The organism is Flavobacterium limicola (assembly GCF_003634755.1).
Taxonomy (GTDB): Bacteria; Bacteroidota; Bacteroidia; order Flavobacteriales; family Flavobacteriaceae; genus Flavobacterium; species Flavobacterium limicola.
Map to the genome: position 1 here is coordinate 1,113,436 of NZ_RBXA01000001.1, position 23,052 is coordinate 1,136,487.

The 23,052-nt window shown below is 28.8% G+C and carries 20 protein-coding genes; all 20 read left to right on the forward strand.

Translation table 11 applies throughout. The features are described from left to right. Window positions 1–60 precede the first annotated feature (60 nt). Window positions 61–2,025 (forward strand): adenylate/guanylate cyclase domain-containing protein, encoded by a 1,965-nt coding sequence (locus tag BC952_RS04985; RefSeq protein ID WP_121364498.1) that lies wholly within the window; start codon window positions 61–63, stop codon window positions 2,023–2,025. Between the two features lie 576 nt (window positions 2,026–2,601). Beyond that, a complete protein-coding gene (locus BC952_RS04990; RefSeq protein WP_121364499.1) occupies window positions 2,602–2,937 on the forward strand; it encodes an NHLP leader peptide family RiPP precursor in 336 nt (111 codons plus the stop codon). A gap of 28 nt (window positions 2,938–2,965) precedes the next feature. Beyond that, window positions 2,966–3,283, forward strand: coding sequence for an NHLP leader peptide family RiPP precursor (locus tag BC952_RS04995; protein WP_121364500.1), 318 nt, complete (start codon window positions 2,966–2,968; stop codon window positions 3,281–3,283). Between the two features lie 25 nt (window positions 3,284–3,308). Further along, window positions 3,309–3,668 (forward strand): NHLP leader peptide family RiPP precursor, encoded by a 360-nt coding sequence (locus tag BC952_RS05000; RefSeq protein WP_279629642.1) that lies wholly within the window; start codon window positions 3,309–3,311, stop codon window positions 3,666–3,668. Window positions 3,669–3,697: 29 nt separating this feature from the next. Beyond that, entirely contained in the window at window positions 3,698–4,039 is a 342-nt protein-coding gene (locus BC952_RS05005; RefSeq protein WP_121364502.1) for an NHLP leader peptide family RiPP precursor, read from the forward strand. A 33-nt stretch (window positions 4,040–4,072) separates the two neighbouring features. Then, on the forward strand, window positions 4,073–4,438 hold the full coding sequence (locus BC952_RS05010; protein WP_121364503.1) for a TOMM propeptide domain-containing protein: 366 nt from the start codon (window positions 4,073–4,075) through the stop codon (window positions 4,436–4,438). A gap of 11 nt (window positions 4,439–4,449) precedes the next feature. Then, on the forward strand, window positions 4,450–4,809 hold the full coding sequence (locus BC952_RS05015) for a TOMM propeptide domain-containing protein (RefSeq protein WP_121364504.1): 360 nt from the start codon (window positions 4,450–4,452) through the stop codon (window positions 4,807–4,809). An 8-nt stretch (window positions 4,810–4,817) separates the two neighbouring features. Then, window positions 4,818–5,003 (forward strand): hypothetical protein, encoded by a 186-nt coding sequence (locus BC952_RS05020; protein ID WP_147405261.1) that lies wholly within the window; start codon window positions 4,818–4,820, stop codon window positions 5,001–5,003. A gap of 248 nt (window positions 5,004–5,251) precedes the next feature. Next, on the forward strand, window positions 5,252–6,466 hold the full coding sequence (locus BC952_RS05025; RefSeq protein ID WP_121364506.1) for a cupin domain-containing protein: 1,215 nt from the start codon (window positions 5,252–5,254) through the stop codon (window positions 6,464–6,466). A gap of 121 nt (window positions 6,467–6,587) precedes the next feature. Beyond that, window positions 6,588–7,235, forward strand: a complete 648-nt coding sequence (locus BC952_RS05030) for a DUF3667 domain-containing protein (RefSeq protein ID WP_167445688.1) — start codon at window positions 6,588–6,590, stop codon at window positions 7,233–7,235. A 1,102-nt stretch (window positions 7,236–8,337) separates the two neighbouring features. Further along, on the forward strand, window positions 8,338–8,502 hold the full coding sequence (locus tag BC952_RS14820; RefSeq protein ID WP_167445690.1) for a hypothetical protein: 165 nt from the start codon (window positions 8,338–8,340) through the stop codon (window positions 8,500–8,502). Between the two features lie 111 nt (window positions 8,503–8,613). Continuing rightward, window positions 8,614–10,668: a tetratricopeptide repeat-containing sensor histidine kinase gene (locus BC952_RS05035; RefSeq protein ID WP_121364508.1), complete on the forward strand. Its 2,055-nt coding sequence runs from the start codon at window positions 8,614–8,616 to the stop codon at window positions 10,666–10,668. Between the two features lie 6 nt (window positions 10,669–10,674). After that, window positions 10,675–11,337 carry a helix-turn-helix domain-containing protein gene (locus BC952_RS05040; RefSeq protein ID WP_121364509.1) on the forward strand — a complete coding sequence of 221 codons (663 nt, stop codon included), beginning with the start codon at window positions 10,675–10,677 and terminating at the stop codon, window positions 11,335–11,337. Between the two features lie 1,092 nt (window positions 11,338–12,429). Further along, complete coding sequence (locus BC952_RS05045; RefSeq protein ID WP_121364510.1) at window positions 12,430–13,083, forward strand: helix-turn-helix transcriptional regulator; 654 nt, start codon at window positions 12,430–12,432, stop codon at window positions 13,081–13,083. A 101-nt stretch (window positions 13,084–13,184) separates the two neighbouring features. Next, a complete protein-coding gene (locus BC952_RS05050) occupies window positions 13,185–13,724 on the forward strand; it encodes a cyclic nucleotide-binding domain-containing protein (RefSeq protein ID WP_121364511.1) in 540 nt (179 codons plus the stop codon). Between the two features lie 7 nt (window positions 13,725–13,731). After that, a complete protein-coding gene (locus tag BC952_RS05055) occupies window positions 13,732–15,297 on the forward strand; it encodes a TolC family protein (protein ID WP_121364512.1) in 1,566 nt (521 codons plus the stop codon). A gap of 13 nt (window positions 15,298–15,310) precedes the next feature. Continuing rightward, window positions 15,311–16,573: an NHLP bacteriocin system secretion protein gene (locus BC952_RS05060; protein ID WP_121364513.1), complete on the forward strand. Its 1,263-nt coding sequence runs from the start codon at window positions 15,311–15,313 to the stop codon at window positions 16,571–16,573. Window positions 16,574–16,582: 9 nt separating this feature from the next. Beyond that, on the forward strand, window positions 16,583–18,781 hold the full coding sequence (locus tag BC952_RS05065; RefSeq protein WP_121364514.1) for an NHLP family bacteriocin export ABC transporter peptidase/permease/ATPase subunit: 2,199 nt from the start codon (window positions 16,583–16,585) through the stop codon (window positions 18,779–18,781). A gap of 10 nt (window positions 18,782–18,791) precedes the next feature. After that, on the forward strand, window positions 18,792–21,698 hold the full coding sequence (locus BC952_RS05070) for an NHLP bacteriocin export ABC transporter permease/ATPase subunit (protein ID WP_121364515.1): 2,907 nt from the start codon (window positions 18,792–18,794) through the stop codon (window positions 21,696–21,698). A 22-nt stretch (window positions 21,699–21,720) separates the two neighbouring features. Next, window positions 21,721–22,842 carry a DUF7005 family protein gene (locus BC952_RS05075; RefSeq protein ID WP_121364516.1) on the forward strand — a complete coding sequence of 374 codons (1,122 nt, stop codon included), beginning with the start codon at window positions 21,721–21,723 and terminating at the stop codon, window positions 22,840–22,842. Window positions 22,843–23,052 lie beyond the last annotated feature (210 nt).

Below are 23,052 nucleotides of genomic sequence, written 5' to 3' on the forward strand. Positions count from 1 at the left end.
ACGTACCTATTCTAAACTTGAATATGTACGTTTTCATATTTTATCATAACCAATATACTCATGAAAAGAGTCATACATATTGTTTTCTCTATTTTTCTATTATTTAATGGAATATCTTTTTTTGGGCAATCAAGGATTAAACAAAAAATTATTTTGACAAAAAAGGAAAACATTAAAATGGCTGATTCTATTCTAAATCTTGGTATGAAATATCAAGATGCAGGAGAGTATTCAAAATCATTACTTTTATTTGATAAAAGTTTAAAGATTTATAATCTTTTGGGTAAAAGTCAAAAAGTAGGTGATTGTTGCAGTTATAAAGCAGTAACCTATTATTATCAAGGAGATTATTCAAATGCTTTATTCTTTTTTAAGAAAAGTAACGAAGCATATAAAAAAACAAAGTATAAAAAAGGAATTTCCTCGATATTAAATAATATCGGAGGGGTTTATTATTATTTAGGGAACTATCTAGATGCTTTAAACTATTACAAACAAGCTATTGTTGTTCAAGAAGAACTAAACGATACGAAAATGACTGCAGCAACCTCTCAAAATATTGGTGCAATATATTCGCAGGTAGAAGATTATCCCAATGCACTTAAATACTTTCGTAAATCTTATTTGATTTATAAAAATAGTACTGATGTAAAAGCAATCTCCCAAAATTTAAATGCGTCTGGGATTGTTTATATAAAATTATCCAATTACCCAAAAGCACTAAAGAATTTAAACCAAGCATTAGAGAATGCAAACCAAATAAATGATAAACAATTAAAAATTGAAATTTTATCGAGTTTAGGCGAATTGTTTTTTAAACAATCAAATTTTGAACGAGCATTATATTACTACAATCTTTCGCTCAAATATGCTACCGAAATTAATAGTTTGCAATATATAAGTATAACAGAAGTTGCTCTTGGAAAAATATTAAATAATTTAGGTAAAAATAAGCAAGCAATTACAAAATGCTTAAAAGGATATACTACAGCCCGAAAAATAGGCGCTGTATCTGTAAAAAAAGAGGCATGCGATTGTCTTTATAAAGCTTATAAGTCTAATCAAAATGATAAGTTAGCTCTTCATTTTTATGAAAAATCAATTAATTTTAAAGACAGCTTAAAATCTGGCGAAACTTCTAATAAAATGATGAATATGGAGTTTCAACGTCTACAGTTATTAGATAGTATCTCTCATGTAAACAAGGAACATGCTGTTGAAATCAAACATAAAGAAGAGGTTCAAAAAAAGGAAACGCAACGCAATATTATCATTATCTCTTTATGCTTTATTGTTTTTGTAGCTTTAGGATTATGGAATAGATTGAACTATACTCGAAAATCTAAAATTGCTTTAAAAATAGAAAAAGACCTCTCTGAAGAGCTATTGCTAAATATTTTACCTGAAGAAATTGCACAAGAATTAAAAGAAAAGGGTTTTGTAAATGCCCGAGACTTTAATTTAGTTTCGATTCTTTTTTCAGATTTTAAATCCTTTACTCAAACTGCTGAGAAAATGTCTCCTCAAAATTTAGTAGAAGAAATAAATACCTGTTTTAAAGCTTTTGATTTAATCACTGAAAAACACAAAATTGAAAAAATTAAAACAATAGGTGATTCTTATATGGCAGCTGGTGGTATCCCCAAACCTGATAAAGAATCTTTAACAAATATTGTACTAGCAGGATTAGAAATGCAGGATTTTATGTCTAAAAGAAAAATTAATAACGAAGCGAATAATAATCCTGCCTTTGAGATGCGATTAGGAATTCATGCAGGACCCATTGTAGCTGGTATCGTAGGAATAAAAAAGTTTCAATATGATGTGTGGGGCGATACGGTTAATACGGCTAGCAGAATTGAAAGCAATGGAATTGTAGGTAAAGTAAATATAAGCGAATCACTATATGATTTAATCAAGGATGATGAATCTTTTGTTTTTCAATACCGCGGCAACATTCACGCAAAAGGGAAGGGAGAAATCAAAATGTATTTTGTTGAAAAGAATCCTATTATTTCCAACTAAATAACCGCTAGTAATAAAACCAATTTTCAAATTCAATTTTGTCAGTCTAATTGTCAGTTTTACAGGAATTAGATACTTTAAATTTACATTAATGAAAAAGCATAATCAAAAAGATCGGTAAGAAATGATCTTTTTGATTATGCTTTTTTAAATGATAAACTGTTCTTGAATTTATTGTGGTTAATGTCGGGTGTAAATTGTTGACAATGATTGAATTGTTGATTTTGTTGTACTGCAATTTGTCAGTTTATTTGGCAATTTCATCAGAATTTGACTCACTAATTTTACATTAATAAAATAGAACTGATTATGAAGTTAAAGCTAAATGAAGTTCACATTTTATAGTTTGTATAGATTACAACTAAGATGTTTTTTTGTCGGTTTATTTGGCAATTTCATCAGAAATAGACTTGCTAATTTTACATTAATAATGAGAATGATTTAAAGAGTAAAAGCAAAATCAGGTTTGTGATTTATGATTTAACAGGTTGCAACTAAGATGTTTTTTTGTCGGTTTATTTGGCAATTTTGTCGCAAACAGATCAGCTAATTTTACATTAATTAAGAAATTGAGTCATGGGGCAAAACAAAAATAAAGAACAAGTTTTACGATTAATAATTTCAAAAGCATGGGAAGATATTGATTTTAGAAAAAATTTAATAAGTGATCCAATAATAGCAATTGAGAATCTTACAGGAGCAAAAATCATATTGCCAGAAGGTAAAACACTAGTGGTAAATGATCAAACGGATAAGTCAAAGGTTTACATGAATATTCCAGTTGAACCCAGTATAGAAGATATAGAGCTTAATGAAGAGCAATTAGAAATTATTGCGGGAGGTGGACAAACGGTATGGGCTGATTTAGTAAATAATTTATTTCCAGAATTGAAAGATATTATTAAAATCTAACCTCTTTATAATCTAAAAATAAATAAATATGGAATTCACACAAGATCAAAAACTATACGCAGAAATTGTACAAAAAGCATGGGAAGATAAGAGTTTCAAAGATGAGTTAATGACTAACCCAATAGCTGCAATTGAAAGATTGACTGGAAAAAAAATCAACTTGCCACCTGGAAAGAAAATGGTTGTAAGAGATCAAACAGATGAGTCTACGGTTTATATTAATATACCTGCTAGGGTAGATTTTGACAACATGGAATTAAATGAAGAGCAGTTAGAAGCTGTTGCAGGTGGGAAGTCACCGATTAAAGACTTTCTACTATTTATATGTCCTACTATAAGCGTATAACAAGAAAACTATTAATAACTATAAAATTAATCAAATGGAATTCACACAAGAACAAAAATTGTACGCAGAGATTGTACAAAAAGCATGGGAAGATGCTTCATTTAAACAAGAATTAATAGCAAATCCTGTTGCTGCAATAGAAAAATTAACTGGAAAAAAAATGAACCTTCCAGAAGGCAAAACATTAATAGTAAGAGATCAAACGGATGAATCTACTGTTTATATCAATATACCTGCAGCATCAAAAAAAGTAGATGATGTTGAGTTGAATGAAGAGCAATTAGAGGCAGTTGCTGGTGGAATTGAGGGTCCTGGTGGCTGTACTCCAACTTTTCCTTTTCCAGGACCTTGGACCCCGCTGCCAATTTTACCAGAGCTATATTAAACCTAACTAATAATTATAAATTTTATAAAATGGAATTTACACAAGAACAAAAACTGTACGCAGAAATTGTACAAAAAGCATGGGAGGACACAGCATTTAAAAAAGAATTAATCGAAAACCCAATAGCTGCAATTGAAAAATTTACAGGTAAAAAGATGAATTTACCTGAGGGTAAAACATTAGTTGTGAGAGATCAAACAGATGAATCTACGGTATATATTAATATTCCAGCTAATTCACAAAATCCTGTAGATGTCGAGTTGAACGAAGAACAGCTTGAGGCTGTAGCAGGAGGAATGATGCCTTTACCAATCATAACAATACCTTGGGGTCCTATTATTTGTTTTCCTCCAGGAACGGTAGAATTCTAGTACATATATAATAATACTTTAAAATTTGAAGAAATGATATACACTAAAGAAAATCAAGATAAAGGAGCTGAGTTGATGAGAGCTCTAGTAGAAAAAGCATGGGAATCTGCTGAGTTTAAAGAGCAGCTGGTAAAAAATCCTTTAAGAACCATAAAGGAATTTACTAATAATAGTTTTACTATACCCGAAAATAAAAAACTTTTAGTAGAAGACCAAACTAATGAATCTATAATTTATTTGAATATTCCAGCAAAACTTAACTTGGATGAAATGGAGTTGACCGATGATCAATTAGAAATGGTTGCAGGTGGAGATATTATAGCAGCTTGCGCTATAGTAACAGTTATAGGAATGTTTGCTGGAGGCGGATATTTATTAGGGAAAGATTTAGCACAATAAAAAAAAATATTATGAATACTTATACAGAAAGTCAAACAGTTGGGTTAAAAGTTTTAAACAACTTATACCAGATGTCATGGGAAAGTCCAGAGTTCAAAGAAAGATTTATTAATAATCCTTCTATTATAATTGAAGAAATTGTTGGGCATAAAATATCTTCTGATTATCGTTATCATGTAGAAGATCAGTCAGATTCATCAATAATCTATTTAAACATTCCACCAAAAAATGAATTAGATTCATTAGAATTGTCAGATGAACAATTAGAATTAGTTGCTGGAGGAGATGTAATAGCAGCAACTCTTATTATTGGTGGAATTTGCCTAGTTGCAGGTGCTATTGGATGTGCAGTGGGATATTATACAAATTGAAAAATATTATGACACAAAAAGAAAAAAATGATGGAATTATTTTTTTTGTTATCATAGTTGGAATTGGGTTAGGATATTTTGGTTACCATTTAATTAATAATGACAATAAAAAAATCGGATATACTTTTATCGCATTAGGTCTAGTTATATTATTTATTAATGCGATTATTGCAATTTTAAAATTGAAAAAATAGGTTTTAAATCTTAAGTATAAAATGATTATTGTAGAAATAATAGTAAGTAAATTTTTGTATAATAAATTACATTTCATAAATATACTAAAAAACATTTTTTAATTGGTTGCCTGCCTTTTTTTAATAAAATAGTAGAAAAATTTAATTTTTCTACTATTTTATTATATGTAATTCCTAACACCTCTTCTATTTAGCTACATTTTCATTTGGCTTTTTAAAATAGAGCAAAAAACATATAAACAAATTTTATGATTACAAATATTGAAACTAATAAAAAACTAGAAAGTTTTGAAGATTTAATTAATCCCATTAGTGTTAGAGATTTTAAAATTAATTATTGGGAGAAACAAGTCTTACACATATCTCGAGATGATTCAGATTTTTTTTCAGCATTATTTTCTATTGATGATTTAGATAAACTTCTAGAGTATAGTCGTCCTAGAGGAATAAACCTAAAAGTTGTGAAAAGCCAGCAAACCTTGAATCCTACTGTATACGAAAACCAAGATGGGAGTTTAAATTTAAACCAGCTCTATGTTGCTTATGCAGATGGTCATACTATCGTAGTTAATGAAATTCAACGGTTTTGGGATCCTATTAAAGAATTTGTTCAAAACATGCGATTGCAACTGAATCATAATGTGGTTGCAAATTTGTATTTGACTCCCGAAAATGAAAAAGCTTTATCTCCGCATTATGATTCTCATGATGTTTTTGCATTGCAAATTTCGGGAGAAAAACATTGGGTAGTTTATGATGACACCAATTTTAAAACACCTCTGTTAAACAGTTTTCAACCTGTTTTTCAAAGAGAACATTTAACTGGGGCGAAAGAAATCACAATGAAAGCGGGAGATATAATGTATATTCCTAGGGGTGTGCCTCATGAAGCATATACTAAAGACACTTCTTCAATGCATATTACTATTGGGGTTCAACCTACACAATGGATAGATTTTATTACAAAATCTTTATTAAATTTAAGCCAAAGTAATGTAGAATTGAGAAAAGCACTTCCAATAGGTTTTTTAAAATCAGATTTGAATAGTTTGTTAACTCAAGAAGCTAAAGAAGACTTTATAAAGATCTTACAAGCAGCTTTCAATGAAGATAATATTAAAGGTTCTTTAGGTATTCTAGAAGAAGAATTTAGGCTTAAAGAACAACCAAAACCTGACGGACACTTTTTTCATTTGGATAATTTAAATAAAATTACTTTAGAAACTAAATTGACAAAAAGAGATTGTCTTACATCAAAAGTTGTAAATAATTTTAGTGGTGCTAGAATTTTGTTTCAAGGAAACACCATTAAAGGGCCTTCTCAAATTGTAAGTACCTTAGAATTTATTTCTGAGCAAAAAGGTATATTTAATGTTAAAGATATTCCATATGTGAATGATGACAACAAAGTGAAATTAGCAAAAAGACTTGTTAGAGGAGGCTTGTTAAAAATTGTTTATTAATATTTGTTATTTACTAGATGCATAAAAAGATATGACCAAAAAATGTCTCAGCTGTAATAGCGAAGTAGAAGATAATTTTTGCCCATTTTGTGGGCAAAAATCTTCTACAAAAAGATTTTCTATGAAACATTTTGTTATTCATGACTTTATTCATGGCGTGTTTCATTTAGACAAAGGTTTTTTATTTACTGTGAAGGAATTAGTAACTAGACCTGGACATAGTGTTCGAGAATATATACAAGGTAAAAGAGTTGATCATTTTAATTATTTCACAGGCTTTATTCTACTCCTTGCTGTAGGTCATTTCATTGGTAATTATTCACAAATTACCGGTGATCAATTATTTGAAGATGGTAAAATGTCGGGATTTCATAAAGTGGCAAAAGATTTCGCTAAATTTATTTTATTAGCCACTGTTCCTTTTTATGCTTTTGCTAGTTATTGCGTCTTTAAAAAAGCTAAATTAAATTACATAGAACATCTTGTAATGGCTATGTATTTAATGAATGGGATATTGATAATAGGTTTATTTTTTACAAGCTTAACAGTCTTTTACGGGAACATAAAAGTTTTGAGCGTATTAAATTTGTTTAATCCTTTGTTAGAATTCATTTATATGTGCTTTTTTTTCTATCAATTTTTTTCAAAATTCCAATACAAAAAAAGTACTCTTTTTATCTTGATTATACTTAATGCGTGTCTTTTACTTATTTTAAAAGGATTAGTGAATTTTACTGTTGATCAAATAGGAATGGCATACTTTAAGTAAGTTTATTGTATGGAGTGAATAAAATCGTGATTTGTAAATTAAACCGGAGTCATATTAATCAGCAATACCTAAGTAATCAATTTTAAATTTAAGTTCTTTAATAATTTTATAATTAAAGGCGGGCCTCCTTTTTTACTGTTGTTTTAAATTTTAATTTTAACAAATTCTTTTAGCTTTAATAGTATTTTTAAAAACTGTTTGTTCCTTTAAATGATCAGTTAAACCTTTATATGTTAAGCTTTAAGGTTAGTTTTTAAACACTTAAATAAGCTTCTAGCTAAAGATTTACCAGCAACCCTATTTAGCTATCATACATACTCCGAGTTATTTTTTATAGGTTTCAAGTGAATATACGAAGTTTTTGTTAGGATCTTAAATACCTGTGTCAGATTAAAAAATCGAGACTTCTTCTATATTTCGGTTTTAACTCCTATTTTACTTCGTTCTAAAGTAGTTTTACTTCATCTATTTGATGAAACATTAGTATTGATATTTTGCATGATAAAAGTTTTGTTTTAAAATAAAACTTGGGCTTTTTTAATCCTGTTCTGACTACAAAATAAATGAAATTTTACGCTTTTTCATGACACTTTTCGTAACAATCTTCCGATAATTCTTTGATTTTATATCGTAAATAAGCTCCTCTATTGTTTGAAGTAATTTTGGTGTTTTTTAATGTTCATGTTTTTTCCTTATCCAGGAGTTAATTTTAATTTTTTTTTAGAAAAATTCAAACTCCAAAAACCTCAAACACTTTTCTTAATTATATACCTGTGATGGTGTTATGTTTCATTGCTAAGTTTCAATGTCCATGCAGCTTTTATGTTGATAAATCATGTTAAAGCAACATTGTTTGCATAAAAAAAGTGTGAAATCAACTACGCCTAGATGTTAATTTGTTTTTAAAATAACAACATACTGAAATATAGGAATTTTAACATTTTTTACACTATTAGTCTAAAGCCAAACTTTAGAATCGATATAGATTTGTCATGTAATATTACAAGTACAAGGGATTCCTGAAAAGCATTTTTAATAACGTAACGGTTTTGAAAAAGCTGTTACCGAAACAAACATTTATTAAATAAAAAACATAAAGACCATGAAACATTTATTTTATATTATAGCCATTTTCGCACTAGTTGTAACTTTAAATTCTTGTACTGCAGACGAAATTGAAACAGAAAAACCTAAAGTTCAAGTACAATCTCAAGATGATGTTGATCCACGTAACAACGGTAGTGTTGTAATACCACCAAAGAAATAATCTAGCTATATTGTATAGCTATTAAGAGGTTATTATCTTAATTGATATCCCTTTTATCGTATAAAAAAGTATAAAAAATGTACTTTTACAATTATTTTTAACTCTTCAGCATTGAAACTATTTCACATAGCATTGATTTTTATTCTATTTTTTTTGGGGTGCCAGCGTAAAGATGAAAAATTTTACGCTTCGACCACTAATACTATAGATTCCTTAATTTCAAATTCCAGAGACAAAACTAAAACTAAATCGGAAAGACTAGAAAAAGCATTATTAGCATTTAAAATTATTGAAAATAATAATGCTTTAGTAATATCCGCAGACTATTATTTTGAATTGGTAGATTCGTTTTTACAGCTTGGAGAGACTGATAAATGTCTTTACTTATTACAAAAATTGTATCGCAAATCAATTTTATTAAAAGATAACGAAGGCATTCAAAATGCAAGCTACAGTATTGCAGGTTTGTACAATAATGAAACAAAATATGATTCTGCGTATTATTATTACACAAAATCAGAAAAAGTCATTTTAAAAGAAAAAAATGATAATTTATTAGGAAACGTTAAAATCCTAAAAGCAGAAATTTTATCATTTAGGAATGATTATATTGGAACCGAAAAACTAGCTATTGAGGCATTAAAAATTGGCATTGTTCAAGAAAATAATTTATTGATTTACAATTGTTATCTTACATTAGGTACTGCACTCATGGGCTTAAAGGATTATGATAAATCTTTAGAGTATTACAATAAAGCTATTGAAGCCTCTGAATATCTAAAATCAGAGCCAATGTATTTATCATATAAATGCCAACCCTATAATCATATTGCAAATATTTATGTAAAAAACCAAAAATATAGTAAGTCCATTGCATTTGCAAAACAGGGATTAGCTTTAGCTGATTTTAAAAAAATAGATCCTCCAATTTATTGTTATCTTATCAATAAATTGGCTTACTCTAAATTTAAACTAGGTGATAAATCATCATTTAAACAATTTGAAGAAACTTTAAGAATTGGCGACAGCATTGGAAGTACACCTATTCAGATAACTTCTAAAATTTATTTAGGCGAATATTATTTAAATCAAAAAAACTACTCAAAAGCGAATTACTTCTTAAAAGAAGCGCAATTTCAAGCACATAAAAATAACCTTTTTGAAGACGAGCTCACAATTCTTAAATTATTAGCTCTTGTTAATCCTCAAGAGGAATCCTTTTTTTCAAATAAATATATTCAGCTTACTGATAGTCTTCAAGATGTAGAGCGTACTTCTCGAGATAAATATGCCCGAATTGAGTTTGAGACTGACCAAATAGTCCAAGAAAAAAAAGTAGTTGAGGATAAAAAAAATGAAATCTCTAAACAGTTTTATTTATACGCTGCTTTAAGTGGATTTATATTGCTAATATTATTATTTGTTTTATCCATCAAAAACAAAAATATTAAACTTGAAAAATTGTTCCGTAAACAGGAACAAGCTCTTAATGATTCACAGATATACAATTTGATACTTTCAAATCAACAAAAAATTGAAGAAGGCAAGCTTATTGAAAAGCAACGAATTTCCAGGGATCTCCATGATGGAATAATTGGAAAATTGTCAGCAATACGAATGAATTTATATGAAATTAAATACAATCAATCTCAAGAATCCATAAAAAAGCATTTAGATCATATTGCGGGTATGAAAGATATTGAAGAGGAAATTAGGAACCTTACACACGATTTAAATACTACTGTTTTTTCAGGCTCAGATGATTTTGAAGCCATGATTAAAGCATTATTCACAGAGTTAAATCTAAATTCATTAGCTAAAATAAGCATAGAAGTTGATCCAAGAATAGTATGGTCTGTTATTGATAAAAATGTAAAAATGAATCTTTACAGAATTTTTCAAGAAGCTTTACAGAACATTAATAAATATGCAGACGCTAATTTAATAACGATTGCAATTACTAAAAATGAAACAAGTATAGGAGTTCAAATTGCTGATAATGGAAAAGGTTTTGAAATACAGCAAATTAAAAAAGGAATTGGTTTAAAAAATATGGAATATCGCACCATAGAGCTTAACGGACAATTCTCAATAGAGTCTAAACAAAATATAGGAACAAAAATAAATTTGTCAATCCCATTAGAATTCAATAAATTTGAGTTTTAAATATTTATGACAAAAAAAATATTAATAGTTGAAGATCATCCTTCAATGATTACTGCTTATCAGACTATTCTTTCGCATAATAGATTGGGCCATGATTTAGAGTTTTATTCAGCTAGCAATTGTGAATCCGCATACGAATGCATTTCAAATGAAATCAATACTATTTCTTTTGATTTGGTTATGCTAGATTATAGTTTGCCGCCTTTTCCTGATAAAAATATATTTAATGGTGGTGATTTAGCAGTTTTAGTTCATAAATATATTCCTTTAGCAAAAACACTAATTATTACCTCCCATTTTGAAAGTGTTATTTTGTACAATATATATCAAAAAACAAAAGTCAATGGAATTTTGGTAAAAACAGATTTTGACGATGAGGAACTGTTATTGGCCTACGATAAAATCATGGCTGGTGAAAACTATTTCAGTAAGACAGCTAAAAAAGCAAAAACTGATCGTTTATTAGCTGAAGGACATTTTGATACTATTGATCGTCAAATCATAACGTTAATATCTAATGGATGTCAAATAAAAACTATTGCCAGTACAATTAAAGTCTCTGAAGATACCGTTAAAAAGCGTAAAAGTAAAATTAAGGATATTTTAGGTATTGATAAAGGCAATGACGAAGACATTTTACGGGAGTGTAGGATATTAAGAATGATATAAATTTTGATATAAAAATCTCAAAAAAATAAAAAGAACTTCAAAAGAATAAGTTTTTTTAATAATCAGGAAACATAATACTGTATTTCATGTGTTTTTCAATTTATTATCTAACCTCATTCTAAACCAACAAAGCTGTATTTAAAATAGATTGTTATAATGTAGATTTTATTTTTAATTGTTTCATTTGTCATTTTTCCTCTAATTTAAGTTTTAATTATTGTTACAGTTTCTTAAATTTTTATAAGTATATCTTCTCCAAATACTTTTTACTCAAATTACATTTTCATAAATTTTTAAAAAATTTCATTTAATTTTTATTTTCTATTTCAATCTAATGTTGATGATATTTTTTTTGTTACCTCATTTACATTTTGGCAACTATAAATATCAATAGCAAAAGGAATTCCTATTACTTTATTTCTTAATAAAAAATTATAAAATAAGGCTAAGTTGCTATTAAACATTTATTTTTTATTTATAAACCTAATATTAAAATATCATATTAAATGAATTCATGGAACTATTTGACCAGCTACAAACAAGTAGTATATCTTATTTAAATGGGATATTAGTTAAAAGGAGTTGTATTTTTTTAATTTAAAATTTTACAGTTTGTTTTGTACCTTTTTAACAAACTAAAATAACAGAATAATCTACTTGCAAATTTTGCGGTTTGGTTATGACTGAATATTTATCTTTTTTTTAAGGAATCCAAAAGTCTTTAGTTGTAATTTCTAATGTGTTTTAATATTAGATTTTGTAGCAATTAATGCAATCAATTCTGAGTAAGTTATTTGTATACAGGGTTTTTTGATATTTAACTTTATTTACACTTTAAGTGTAAAACTTCACTAAACTTCAGTTGTAGTTTTGGCATATAGAATTTCTTAAGAATCATTTTTAGCTAACATTTTGAAGGGCATAAAATCAACAAAATAGAATGTTTACATAACAATATAGGTATCTCATTTTACCAATAGTTTTAGGTAATTAAAAATAATGAAGTCAATAGACTTTGAGTTTGCCCACGAACATGTTAGTATCCGAATTTTGAAATTTAGTAATCAATAGAATTAATTACCGCTACAATTTATGAATGCAACAGCCAAAAAAACTACGATAGATTGGTCTTCGCCGGATATTTTAAATCATTTATTCTTACATATAAAGAACCCGTTAGATACGATTATTACTGCTAGCAAGCCTAGCTCAGCTGAGAATAAGATAACAAATGAAATAATTTTTTCGAGTAGTAAGCAAATTAATGACCTTATAGAAGAAATATTAAATGAAATTAAATCTAAATCGGTAAGCTTAACAATACAAAGACGACCTGATATTTTTGATATTTATGAATCAAATAAGAATGTTCAGCTTTTATGCTCCAACAAGATTACTCCAGAAAAAGTAACAAAAAACGATCAAAATTGGTTAATCAACCTAGAAAAAGAAATATATAGTTCCATTTCTAATAGCGACCTTGATCTATATGAATTATCATGTAAAATGGCTGTCAGTGAAAGGCAACTTCATAGAAAAATTTCGAATTTAGTTTATTTGACTCCTAATAAATACATACGTGTTTTAAGGTTGCATAAAGCTAAGCAATTAATCGATAATTATATTCAAGATTCGATCTCTCAAGTTTCATATTCTGTTGGTTATAATGATTCCCACTATTTTTCTAAATTATTTAGTAATCAATACAATATATCACCTAAAGCATTAATAAACTCATTATCCTAAAAATGAGTTTGTTGAAAGAGTAGTGGCAAATCCAGTAATTAAAATAAAATCCATTTTAAATAAACCATAACTAAATAACCATAACCTTAAAAATATATACTATGAAACGAGTGCTTTTTTTCTTAGGCCAATTAAACGACAGAGATGTGGAATGGATGATCCACAATGGCCAAAAAATAGAACTGAAAACAGGAGATAAATTGATCCAAAAAGGGAACTATGTAGATAATTTGTACATTTTATTATCAGGTCAGCTGTCAATTTTTTCAGATGAGACTGAGGATGAAGAAATAGCCATCTTAGGAGCAGGTGAAATTGTAGGTGAAATGTCTTTCTTAGAATCTAGACCTCCATCAGTTTCTGTAATTTCAAAAAAAACAGCTGTTGTTTATAAAATATCTCGAAATGTAATAGAAGCACGACTTTCATCAAATCCAGATTTCAAAGCTAATTTTTATTACTCGTTAGCATTATTTCTTTCTAATAGGTTAAGAAAAACTACAGATCAGTTAGGATATGGAGTACCAGAGGAAGAGGATTTAATTGACACAAAAGTATTAGATGTGGTTTCACAAGCAGGTGCGCGTTTTGGTCAAATATTAAATAGATTTTCAGAAGTAAAGTTAAGTGTCAATTATTAAGTTCAATATGAGGAATTACTTTTTGTTTTGTATTTTATTTATTAGTTATAATCTTTTATATAGTCAGGCTAAAATCAAGTGTGATTTAATTGAGGTTTCAAGTATTGCATTTAATAAAAATCCAACCATTAGAAGTGCTAATTACTCCATTCAAAATGCCGAAGCTAATTTACAACTTCAAAAAAGTATTTTTGATTTTAACTTAAATTCTGATGTTACATTTCAAAATAGAAAATACAATCTTTTTGATGCAGATCCTAGAAATGATTTCGTCGATAAAACGCTTAGAAATAATTCATTTGATTTTTCAATTGGTTCACAAAAAAGACTTCGAACTGGACAATCAATTGATATAGTTTTAAAATATAATTATAATAATACAAATTTTCCGTACAATGCTTTCAATGAACTTGTTGGCAGTTTTTATGGTAATCATTCTAGTACGCTTAACCTTGTTTTAACTCAACCACTTTTAAGAGGAAGAGGAGCTAAGATAGTTACAGCTTCAGAAAAAGCATCTGCTTTTTATATCAATAAAAGTAAATATGATTATGAGTTTGCAAATTCTTTTGAAATAGAGCAAATAGGTATTGCTTATTGGGATTATTATACGGCATATAAAAGTCTGTCAATTTATACTCAAAATGAGAATAGAGTAAGAGAGGTATTAAATATGACTACAGAACTTGTAAAAGCTGATAAAAAACCGCTGAGTGATTTAGATCAAGTCAATGCAGATTTAAGGAATCAAGAAAGGCTAACTGTAGTTGCAAAACAAAATTTGTATAACTCAAGAATTAATTTAGGAAGAGTTATTGGTCTAATCGATGAAGAAAGTCAAAGACTAGATATTCCTATTAATGATTTCCCCACTGTTTTAGAATCTGGTTATAATGAGATTATTGATAAAAATGCACTAATTAAAATAGCTAAGAGTAAAAGAGGTGATGTTAAAGCAATTGGAGAGGAATATAAAGCATTAGAACTTCAATATTTAGTAGCAACAAATAATCTAAAGCCTCAATTAAACTTATCAGCATTTGGTTTTTATGGGAGTGCAAGCGTAGGAAACGGAGTTGATAAATCATGGTCTTCTCTTGTTAATAATCAAGGTCAAGAACTAGGAGGTGGAGCCAAACTTTCATTTTCTTTTCCGTTGAATAACAATTTGGCCAAAGGGAATTATTCGATACGTAAAATTGCTTTGCAAAATCAAACTATAATAAATGAAAACATTCATAGAAATATTGAATTGAATATTGACCTAGCAGTTAATAATCTTATGAATAGTGTTTTAATTCTTCAAAAATCAAAAGAGTCTTTTGATTTTTATCAAAATGCATTTAAAAATGAACAGATTAAGTTTCAATCCGGTTTAACTACTCTTTTGAATTTAATCTTATTTCAAGAAAGACTTACTGCTTCAGAATTAGAGAATTTAAACGCACAGCAACAATTCTCAAATGCAATCTTAATACTTAGGCACGAAACAGGTACGCTTATTTCTAAAGAAGATCTTGGGTTTAAAATTACTCAAAATGCATTTTATACTATTCCTAACACAGAAAATTAAAAATACATAAATTATGTCAGCACCTTTTTTTAGAAAATCGGCATTAGAAAAACTTTCAACTCCAGAAAAATTAGATCAATTAATTAAGGTCACTGGTACAAAAGCTTGGATAGCTTTAATTACAATTATAGTAGCAATTTTCACAGCGATAATATGGTCTTTTATGGGCACCGTAAAAACAAAATTAGATGTAATTGGTGTTGTACTGGGAGGGGACGTTCATGAAGTAGTTGCTACAGCACAAGGGCAATTAGTTGAGTTGAGAGTAGTAATAGGTAGTGCCGTTAAAAAGGGTGATATTATCGCTACAATTCGACAACCAGAACTATTTCAACAAATAGAAGATGCAAAAGCGGTTCTATCTGATAGAAAATTTGAAATGGAAAAGCTAATGTCTTATGGGAATCAAGGCACTCAACTACAAGGTGAAATAATTAGTCAATCCCGTGTAAGTATTAAAGGTGAAATCGAATCAGAAAAAAAGAAGATTATTTTTTTGAATAATCAATTGGAATCAGAGAATGTTTTATTGGATAAAAGTTTAATAACTAAATCGCAAGTTGCCAATACGAAACAACAAATTGAGGTAGCTAAAAATACTATTGAAAGATTAAAAGGACAAATAGCTCAAACCTCAAGTCAACAAAATGATTTAGGTTTTGATATGCAACAGAAAGTGATATTACAAAAGCAAAGAATTGCGGAAGCTGAAAGAAATCTTCAGTTTTTAACTGAAAGATATGATAATCAAAGAAATATAAAAAGTCCATATAGTGGAGAAGTAGTTGAGGTTTTAACTGATGCTGGAATTGTTGTTTCTATAGGGTCTCCATTATTTAAACTTAAAAATACAATCAAAACAAAGCAATCTCAATTAAGAGGTATTCTTTATATTCCTTCCAAAGATGGGAAAAAAATCAAAAAAGGAATGGAAGCTTTAATTGTACCTTCGACTGTACAGCCTGAAGAATATGGGTTTATAAAAGGCAAAGTTACTTATGTGTCTGATTTTCCGATAACCCAACAAGGAATGCTCACATCTGTTAAAAATGATCAACTTACAAAGCAACTTTTAGTAGGTGGTCCTTTGTTTGAAGTATATGTAGATTTTGAGAAAGACCCAGTATCGTATAGTGGTTATAAATGGACTTCAGCTAAAGGACCAGATATTTTTCTGAAAGAAGGAACATCATGTTTAGGTAAAATCACAATCAAACGAGAGCCTCCTGTAACATTAGTTGTTCCAGCGTTCAAGAAATTTTTTGACTTATATTGATCCATTAAAATGAAAAATATCATAAACTTACTTTTAAAAAAACAAAATAGACCTGTCAAAGTGCCTACTGTTCTTCAGATGGAAAGCGTTGAATGTGGTGCTGCTGCTTTAAGTATTATTTTAGGACATTTTGGAAAATTTGTTCCATTAGAAAAATTGAGAATAGCTTGTGGGGTATCACGAGATGGATTAAAGGCTACAAATATTCTAAAAGCGGCTAAAGAGTTTGGGTTAGAGGCAAAAGGATACGCTAAATCTATTGAAAAATTAATGCAAATAGAAGCTCCAGCCATTATTTTTTGGAATTTCAATCACTTTTTGGTACTTGAGGGTTTTACAAAAAACAGAGTTTACCTTAGTGACCCAGCTCAAGGTAGATATTACGTAACTCACAAAGAATTTGACGATTCTTACACAGGTGTCGTTTTAACCTTTAGCCCTTCAAAAGAATTTGAAAAAGGAAATGATAAAAAAGGATTAATAGCATCACTAATTTCAAGAATTACAAATTCTAAATTGAGTATAACCTATATTATTATTGCAAGCTTGTTTTTAGTAATTCCTGGTTTAGTAATTCCATCATTCCTTAAAATATTTATAGATAAATATCTAATTAATAATTTTTCAGGTTTTGTAATGCCGCTTTTATTAATTATGAGTGCCCTTCTTATTGTTAATGCATCTTTAGTCTATCTGCAGCAATACTTTTTACTTAAATTAGAAACAAAACTAGCATTAGTAACTTCTAGTAAATTTCTTTGGCATGTTTTTCACTTACCTATTGCTTTTTTTACTCAGAGATATAGTGGTGAAATAGGTAATAGAGTTTCATTAAATGACAAAGTAGCAAAACTATTAAGTGGTGATTTAGCGAATGCTGCATTAAATGTTATTGTTGTAATTTTTTATGCAATTTTAATGTTCTCTTATGATGTTACCCTGACTTTAATAGGTGTTTTTATGGCACTGTTAAATGTTGTTGCCTTAAAATATGTTTCGACAGCTAGAAAAGACGGAAGCCGAAGATTGAGTAATGAAACTGGAAAGTTATTAGGAACTACTACTTCTGGAATAAGTATGATTGAAACATTAAAATCTTCTGGTAGAGAAAATGATTTTTTCACGAATTGGATTGGTTATTTGGCTAAAGTAATGAATGCTCAACAAGAATTTGGGTGGTTGACCATAAGGCTTAATATACTTCCAAACCTAATTTCATCTTTAACAAATACTTTAATTTTAGGTTTAGGGGCTTTGAGGATAATGGAAGGAGAGATGACTTTAGGAGCTTTAGTTGCCTTTACCTATTTAATGAATAATTTTATTACGCCAGTAAATCAATTAGTATCAGTAGGAGCTATGTTGCACGAGACGGAAAGCGATATGGCGCGTATTGATGATGTAATGAACTATGAAATTGACAAACAATTTATTAATAACGAAGATAAAAATATCCAGCAGCCAAATAAGGATTGCGTAAATAACAAATTAATTGGATATTTTGAAATGAAAAATGTGACTTTTGGATATAGTCCTACAATGCCAGCGTTAATAGAGAATTTTAATTTAAAATTAAGACCCGGAAGTAGAGTAGCACTAGTCGGAGGTTCTGGAAGCGGAAAGTCTACTGTGGCAAGAATAGCCTCAGGACTTTATGATCCCTGGGAAGGTGAGGTATTGCTTGATAATAAAAACAGAAAAGATATTTCTAGACATATCATTACAGAATCATTAGCAGTAATTGATCAGGAAGTTTTAGTGTTTAATGGTACTATTAAAGAAAATATTTCCTTTTGGGACGCAATGATTCCTGAAAAAAATATTATAAATTCTGCAAAAGATGCTGATATTCATGATGTTATTGCGGCTAGAAATGAAGGTTACGATAGCTCAGTTTTAGAAGGCGGTTCAAATTTTAGCGGTGGACAACGTCAACGAATTGAAATTGCTAGAGCTTTAGTTTGCAACCCTACAATTTTAATTATGGATGAAGCTACTAGCGCCTTGGATTCAACCACAGAAAAAATTGTGATGGATAATATTAAGAAAAGAGGATGTACTTGTTTAATTGTTGCCCATAGATTGAGTACTATAATGGACTGTGATGAGATAATTGTAATGGATTTTGGTAAAATCGTAGAACGAGGCTCTCACAAAGAATTATTAAAACTAAATGGTGTTTATTCAAAATTGATTGAAACAAAATAAAAATTAAGATATGTCAACGCAAGAAAAAATATATATAGGAGTTGAAGAACCATTGATCCTTAATAGCACAGGTAAATTCTGGATGGTAGTCTCTGGTGAAGTAAATGTATTTTATGTAAGAGTTGATGAAAAAGGGGATTATTTATGTGCGTTAAAATATCTATACTCAGCAAAAAAAGGAGACTTATTATTTAGTTTACTTTCTGCTGACTCTAAGAATGATACCCGTTTAATTATTTTTTCAAACGAAGCTACTTTATTATCAATAGATAAACATAAACTTATTGCTATTGATCATTTTTTTCTAGCAGGTATGATTGATAAATGGATACTAAAAACTTCATTTAAAATTAATTCAATTAATACTCCGAAAACTTATAAAACGATTGACAGTTATAATTATTTTTATTTAAATCATGAAACGATTGCATACCCTTCTCATGGAATAAACTGGATAAATTTAATTGATGGTAAACTTTCTATTTTTTCAGATCATGAGATAATCAATTATAACGATGGTCTTAAATTTCCAATTCCTGTTTGTAATAAGTTATGGGTTAAGTCCTTGTCTGAATGTTCTGAGTTAAAATCAATGAGTACTAGAGAGGTTCTAGAAGATGAAATTAATTTTTTAATTTCTTTAGAAAAACTACAAGCTCATTTTTACAAACAACTTTGCAAAAATATTGAGATCAATAGTTTATCAGAAAGTGATATTCTTAATGATAAATTAATTTATCAAGAAGAGGAATTGAAAAATACTTTAGAAAAAATAAAATCTATAGTTACAGGTAGTAAAAAAGAATCAGATCACTTCAAGAATAATAAAGCAAAGAAACAAAATATACTTTATTGGACATGTCAATTCATTGGAGAACAAACAGGTTTTAAATTTGAAGAGCCAAAATACTTTGAGTCAGATAATCATAATACAAATAATTATCTATTTGCAATTGCTCAAAGTTCTAAAGTAAGAATACGAAAAATTATTTTGCGAGATGTATGGTGGAAAGATGAAAATGGACATTTGTTAGCATTTCTAAAAGAATCTAATGAGCCTGTGGCTCTCATCCAAAAAAATTCTACAACTTACTTAATTAAAAACCTTTCAAAAGGTACGGAAACTATAGTTAATAATGAAATAGCCGACTCTTTAGAACCTATTGGTTATATGTTTTTTACTGGATTTGATGTAAAAATGGATTCCATAAAAAAAGTATTAAGTTTCGCTATGCATGGTGTAAAAAAAGATGCCAGACTATTACTAGTTGCTTCCTTACTTGTTAGTTTAATAGGTTTATTAATTCCTATATTATCAGGAATGATATACGATGATGTAATACCTACGGCAGATAAATCTATACATTTAGAAATTTTCATGATTATGATAATTATCGGTTTCGTATCTGCTGGACTGCAACTTGCACAGGGAGTGTTACAAATGAGGCTAGAGTCAAAATCAAGTGTTAATCTACAAGTAGGTGTAATGGATTATATACTTCGTTTACCTGTAACTTTTTATAAAAAATATACAGCAGGTGATCTTACAAATAGAGTTTTGAGTATTAATTCAATTAGACAAATCTTATCTAATACATTGATGACTGTTGTACTTAGTGGGGCATTCTCATGTGTTAATTTATTACTTCTTTTTTATTATGATTCAAGCTTAGCATGGGTAGGAGTTGGGCTTGCTTTAATTGCTATTTCTTTTATGATTTTGATGGGCTGGTTAAAACTCAAGTACGATAGAGAGGTGTCAAAATATCAAGGAGATATTCAAGGTTTCCTTTTCGAATTTTTATCTGGAATTAGTAAAATAAGAATAACTGGAGGTGAAAAAAGAATTTTTTCTTTATGGGGTGAAAAGTTTTCAAAATTAAAAAAATTGGGCTTTAGTTCAGGTAGTTATCAAAATTTCGTTGAGGTTTTTAATAGTTCTTACCCTCTTTTTACAAGTATATTATTTTTTTCATTCATATATTATACGGTTTTAAATTCTAAAGATTCAGCAATGTTGTCTGTAGGCTCATTTATGGCTTTTATGATTTCCTTTAACAAATTTTTAAATGATAGTTTAAGATTGAGTATGGCATTTATTTCTTCACTTAGTGTTATCCCTCTTTACGAAAGGGTTAAGCCAATTCTAGAGGAAAAACCAGAATCAATAGAGGAGAGTATTGATCCAGGTGAATTAATGGGTGAAATTGAATTGAATTCTATATCTTTTAGGTATTATGAAGATCAGCCTTTAATTTTAAAAAATATTACATTTAAGATAAAACCTGGTGAAATGGTTGCTTTTGTAGGAGCTTCAGGCTCTGGAAAATCTACTATTATGAGACTCCTTTTAGGATTTGAACATGCCGAGTTAGGCTCAATATTCTATGATGGTAATACATTTGACGTAATGAATAAAGAACTGACAAGACGACAAATAGGTGTGGTGCTACAAAATGGAGCGCTTATGTCAGGTAGTATTTATCAAAATATTGTTGGCAATTCAGAATTAACACTAGATGATGCTTGGGCTGCCGCACGTATGGCTGGTATGGAAGATGATATAAAGAATATGCCAATGGAAATGCATACGTTTATTAGTGAAGGAGCAGGAACCTTTTCAGGAGGTCAAAGACAAAGATTAATGATTGCGAGAGCAATTGCTCATAAGCCAAGATTATTATTTATGGATGAGGCTACAAGTGCTCTTGATAATAAAACTCAAAATATTGTTGCAGAAAGTTTAGATAAACTTCAAGCCACACGTATAGTTATTGCACACAGGTTAAGTACTATAAAAAATGCTGACCGTATTTTTGTTTTAGAAAAAGGAGAAATAAAAGAATCAGGGAATTATGAAGAGTTAATTCAAAAGGATGGATTATTTACAGAACTTGCTAAACGTCAAATTGCTTAATAATGGTCATTATATCTGAGATATGTTAAAAGAACTTGACGATAATAGAAGTCTTTGTTTTTCTGAAGGACTTAAAAAGTACTTAGAGAATAAATTTTTGGTAACAAAAAACGTGACAACACCTTTGTTTGATGAAATGGATCTTGAATATTGGAGAGGGATTTCAACGCGAATTTCAAAAGGGAATACAGTTTTTAATGAATTAAAAAAATGTTATCCTCAATTGAATTTCCCAATACAATTAGGCATAGAAAAAACAGAATTTTATAAAGATATAGTGTTAAGAGGAAAAATAGTTGATATGAATTTTCCTTTTTTACTAAATTTAAATGATTTTAAAAATATTACATTTAAAATTCATAAAAGTATTTCTGGTTCAATATCTATAGTAACGGTTTCAAATATTGAAGACTTCACAACGATTATACAGTCACTTTTATATAAAAATAACCCTAAACATGTTCCGCAATCTATGGGCGCCGTTTTAATAAATGGCATCAATAATTGGGAGAGATTAACCATTTTAAAAAACAAATGGTTAGCAACGAATACTTTTGGAAATTGGGCAAAAGAGTTTACTTGTAATGTTTTGCCTAATAAGAACTTATATAAAGATAATTTGATTATATTGAGTACAAAACCCTATAGTAATGTAGCTGCAAAACAATTGGGTTTGGCTGAGAGTTTATGGTTATCCTATTCTATTTCGATAAGAGAAGAACATGAATGCACACATCTATATACTCTTAAAAAATTTGGGAGAGCATCAAATAATTTACACGATGAGTTAATTGCAGATTATATAGGAATTGTAAAAACAATTGGATACTACAATAAATCATGGATGTTGCTATTTATGGGGCTTGAGGAGTATCCTAAATACAGAAAAGGAGCAAGATTAGAAAATTATATTTTAGACAATGAATTATCTCAAGAAGACTTTAAACAATTAATCAAAGTAATTAAAAGTGCTATTGAAAATATTTCTATTTTTGATGAAACCTCTGGAAAATTACTCTCAACGATAGATCAAATGTGCAGGATAGATGCTCTTTGTGAAACAAGTTTGGAAGAATTATCATCTACAAATGGAGCAACTTTACTTATTTATAATTACTATAAAAGGTTCAAAAAAGAAATTTAATTTTAGTGTTTTTCTTAGACTCCCTTCTAGTAGATTATAACTATCCGAGGATTAATTACTTAATTGGGATGTGGAGGACAAAATAAGAATTCAAAATTTAGTATTTTCAGAAGGTTTGCTCATTAGGGCAGAAAATAGTGAATATCTAACCAAAAAAGTAAACAGTATTTTTGAGCTAATCTCAGTTTTTATAGGGGTTGAGGAAGGCAG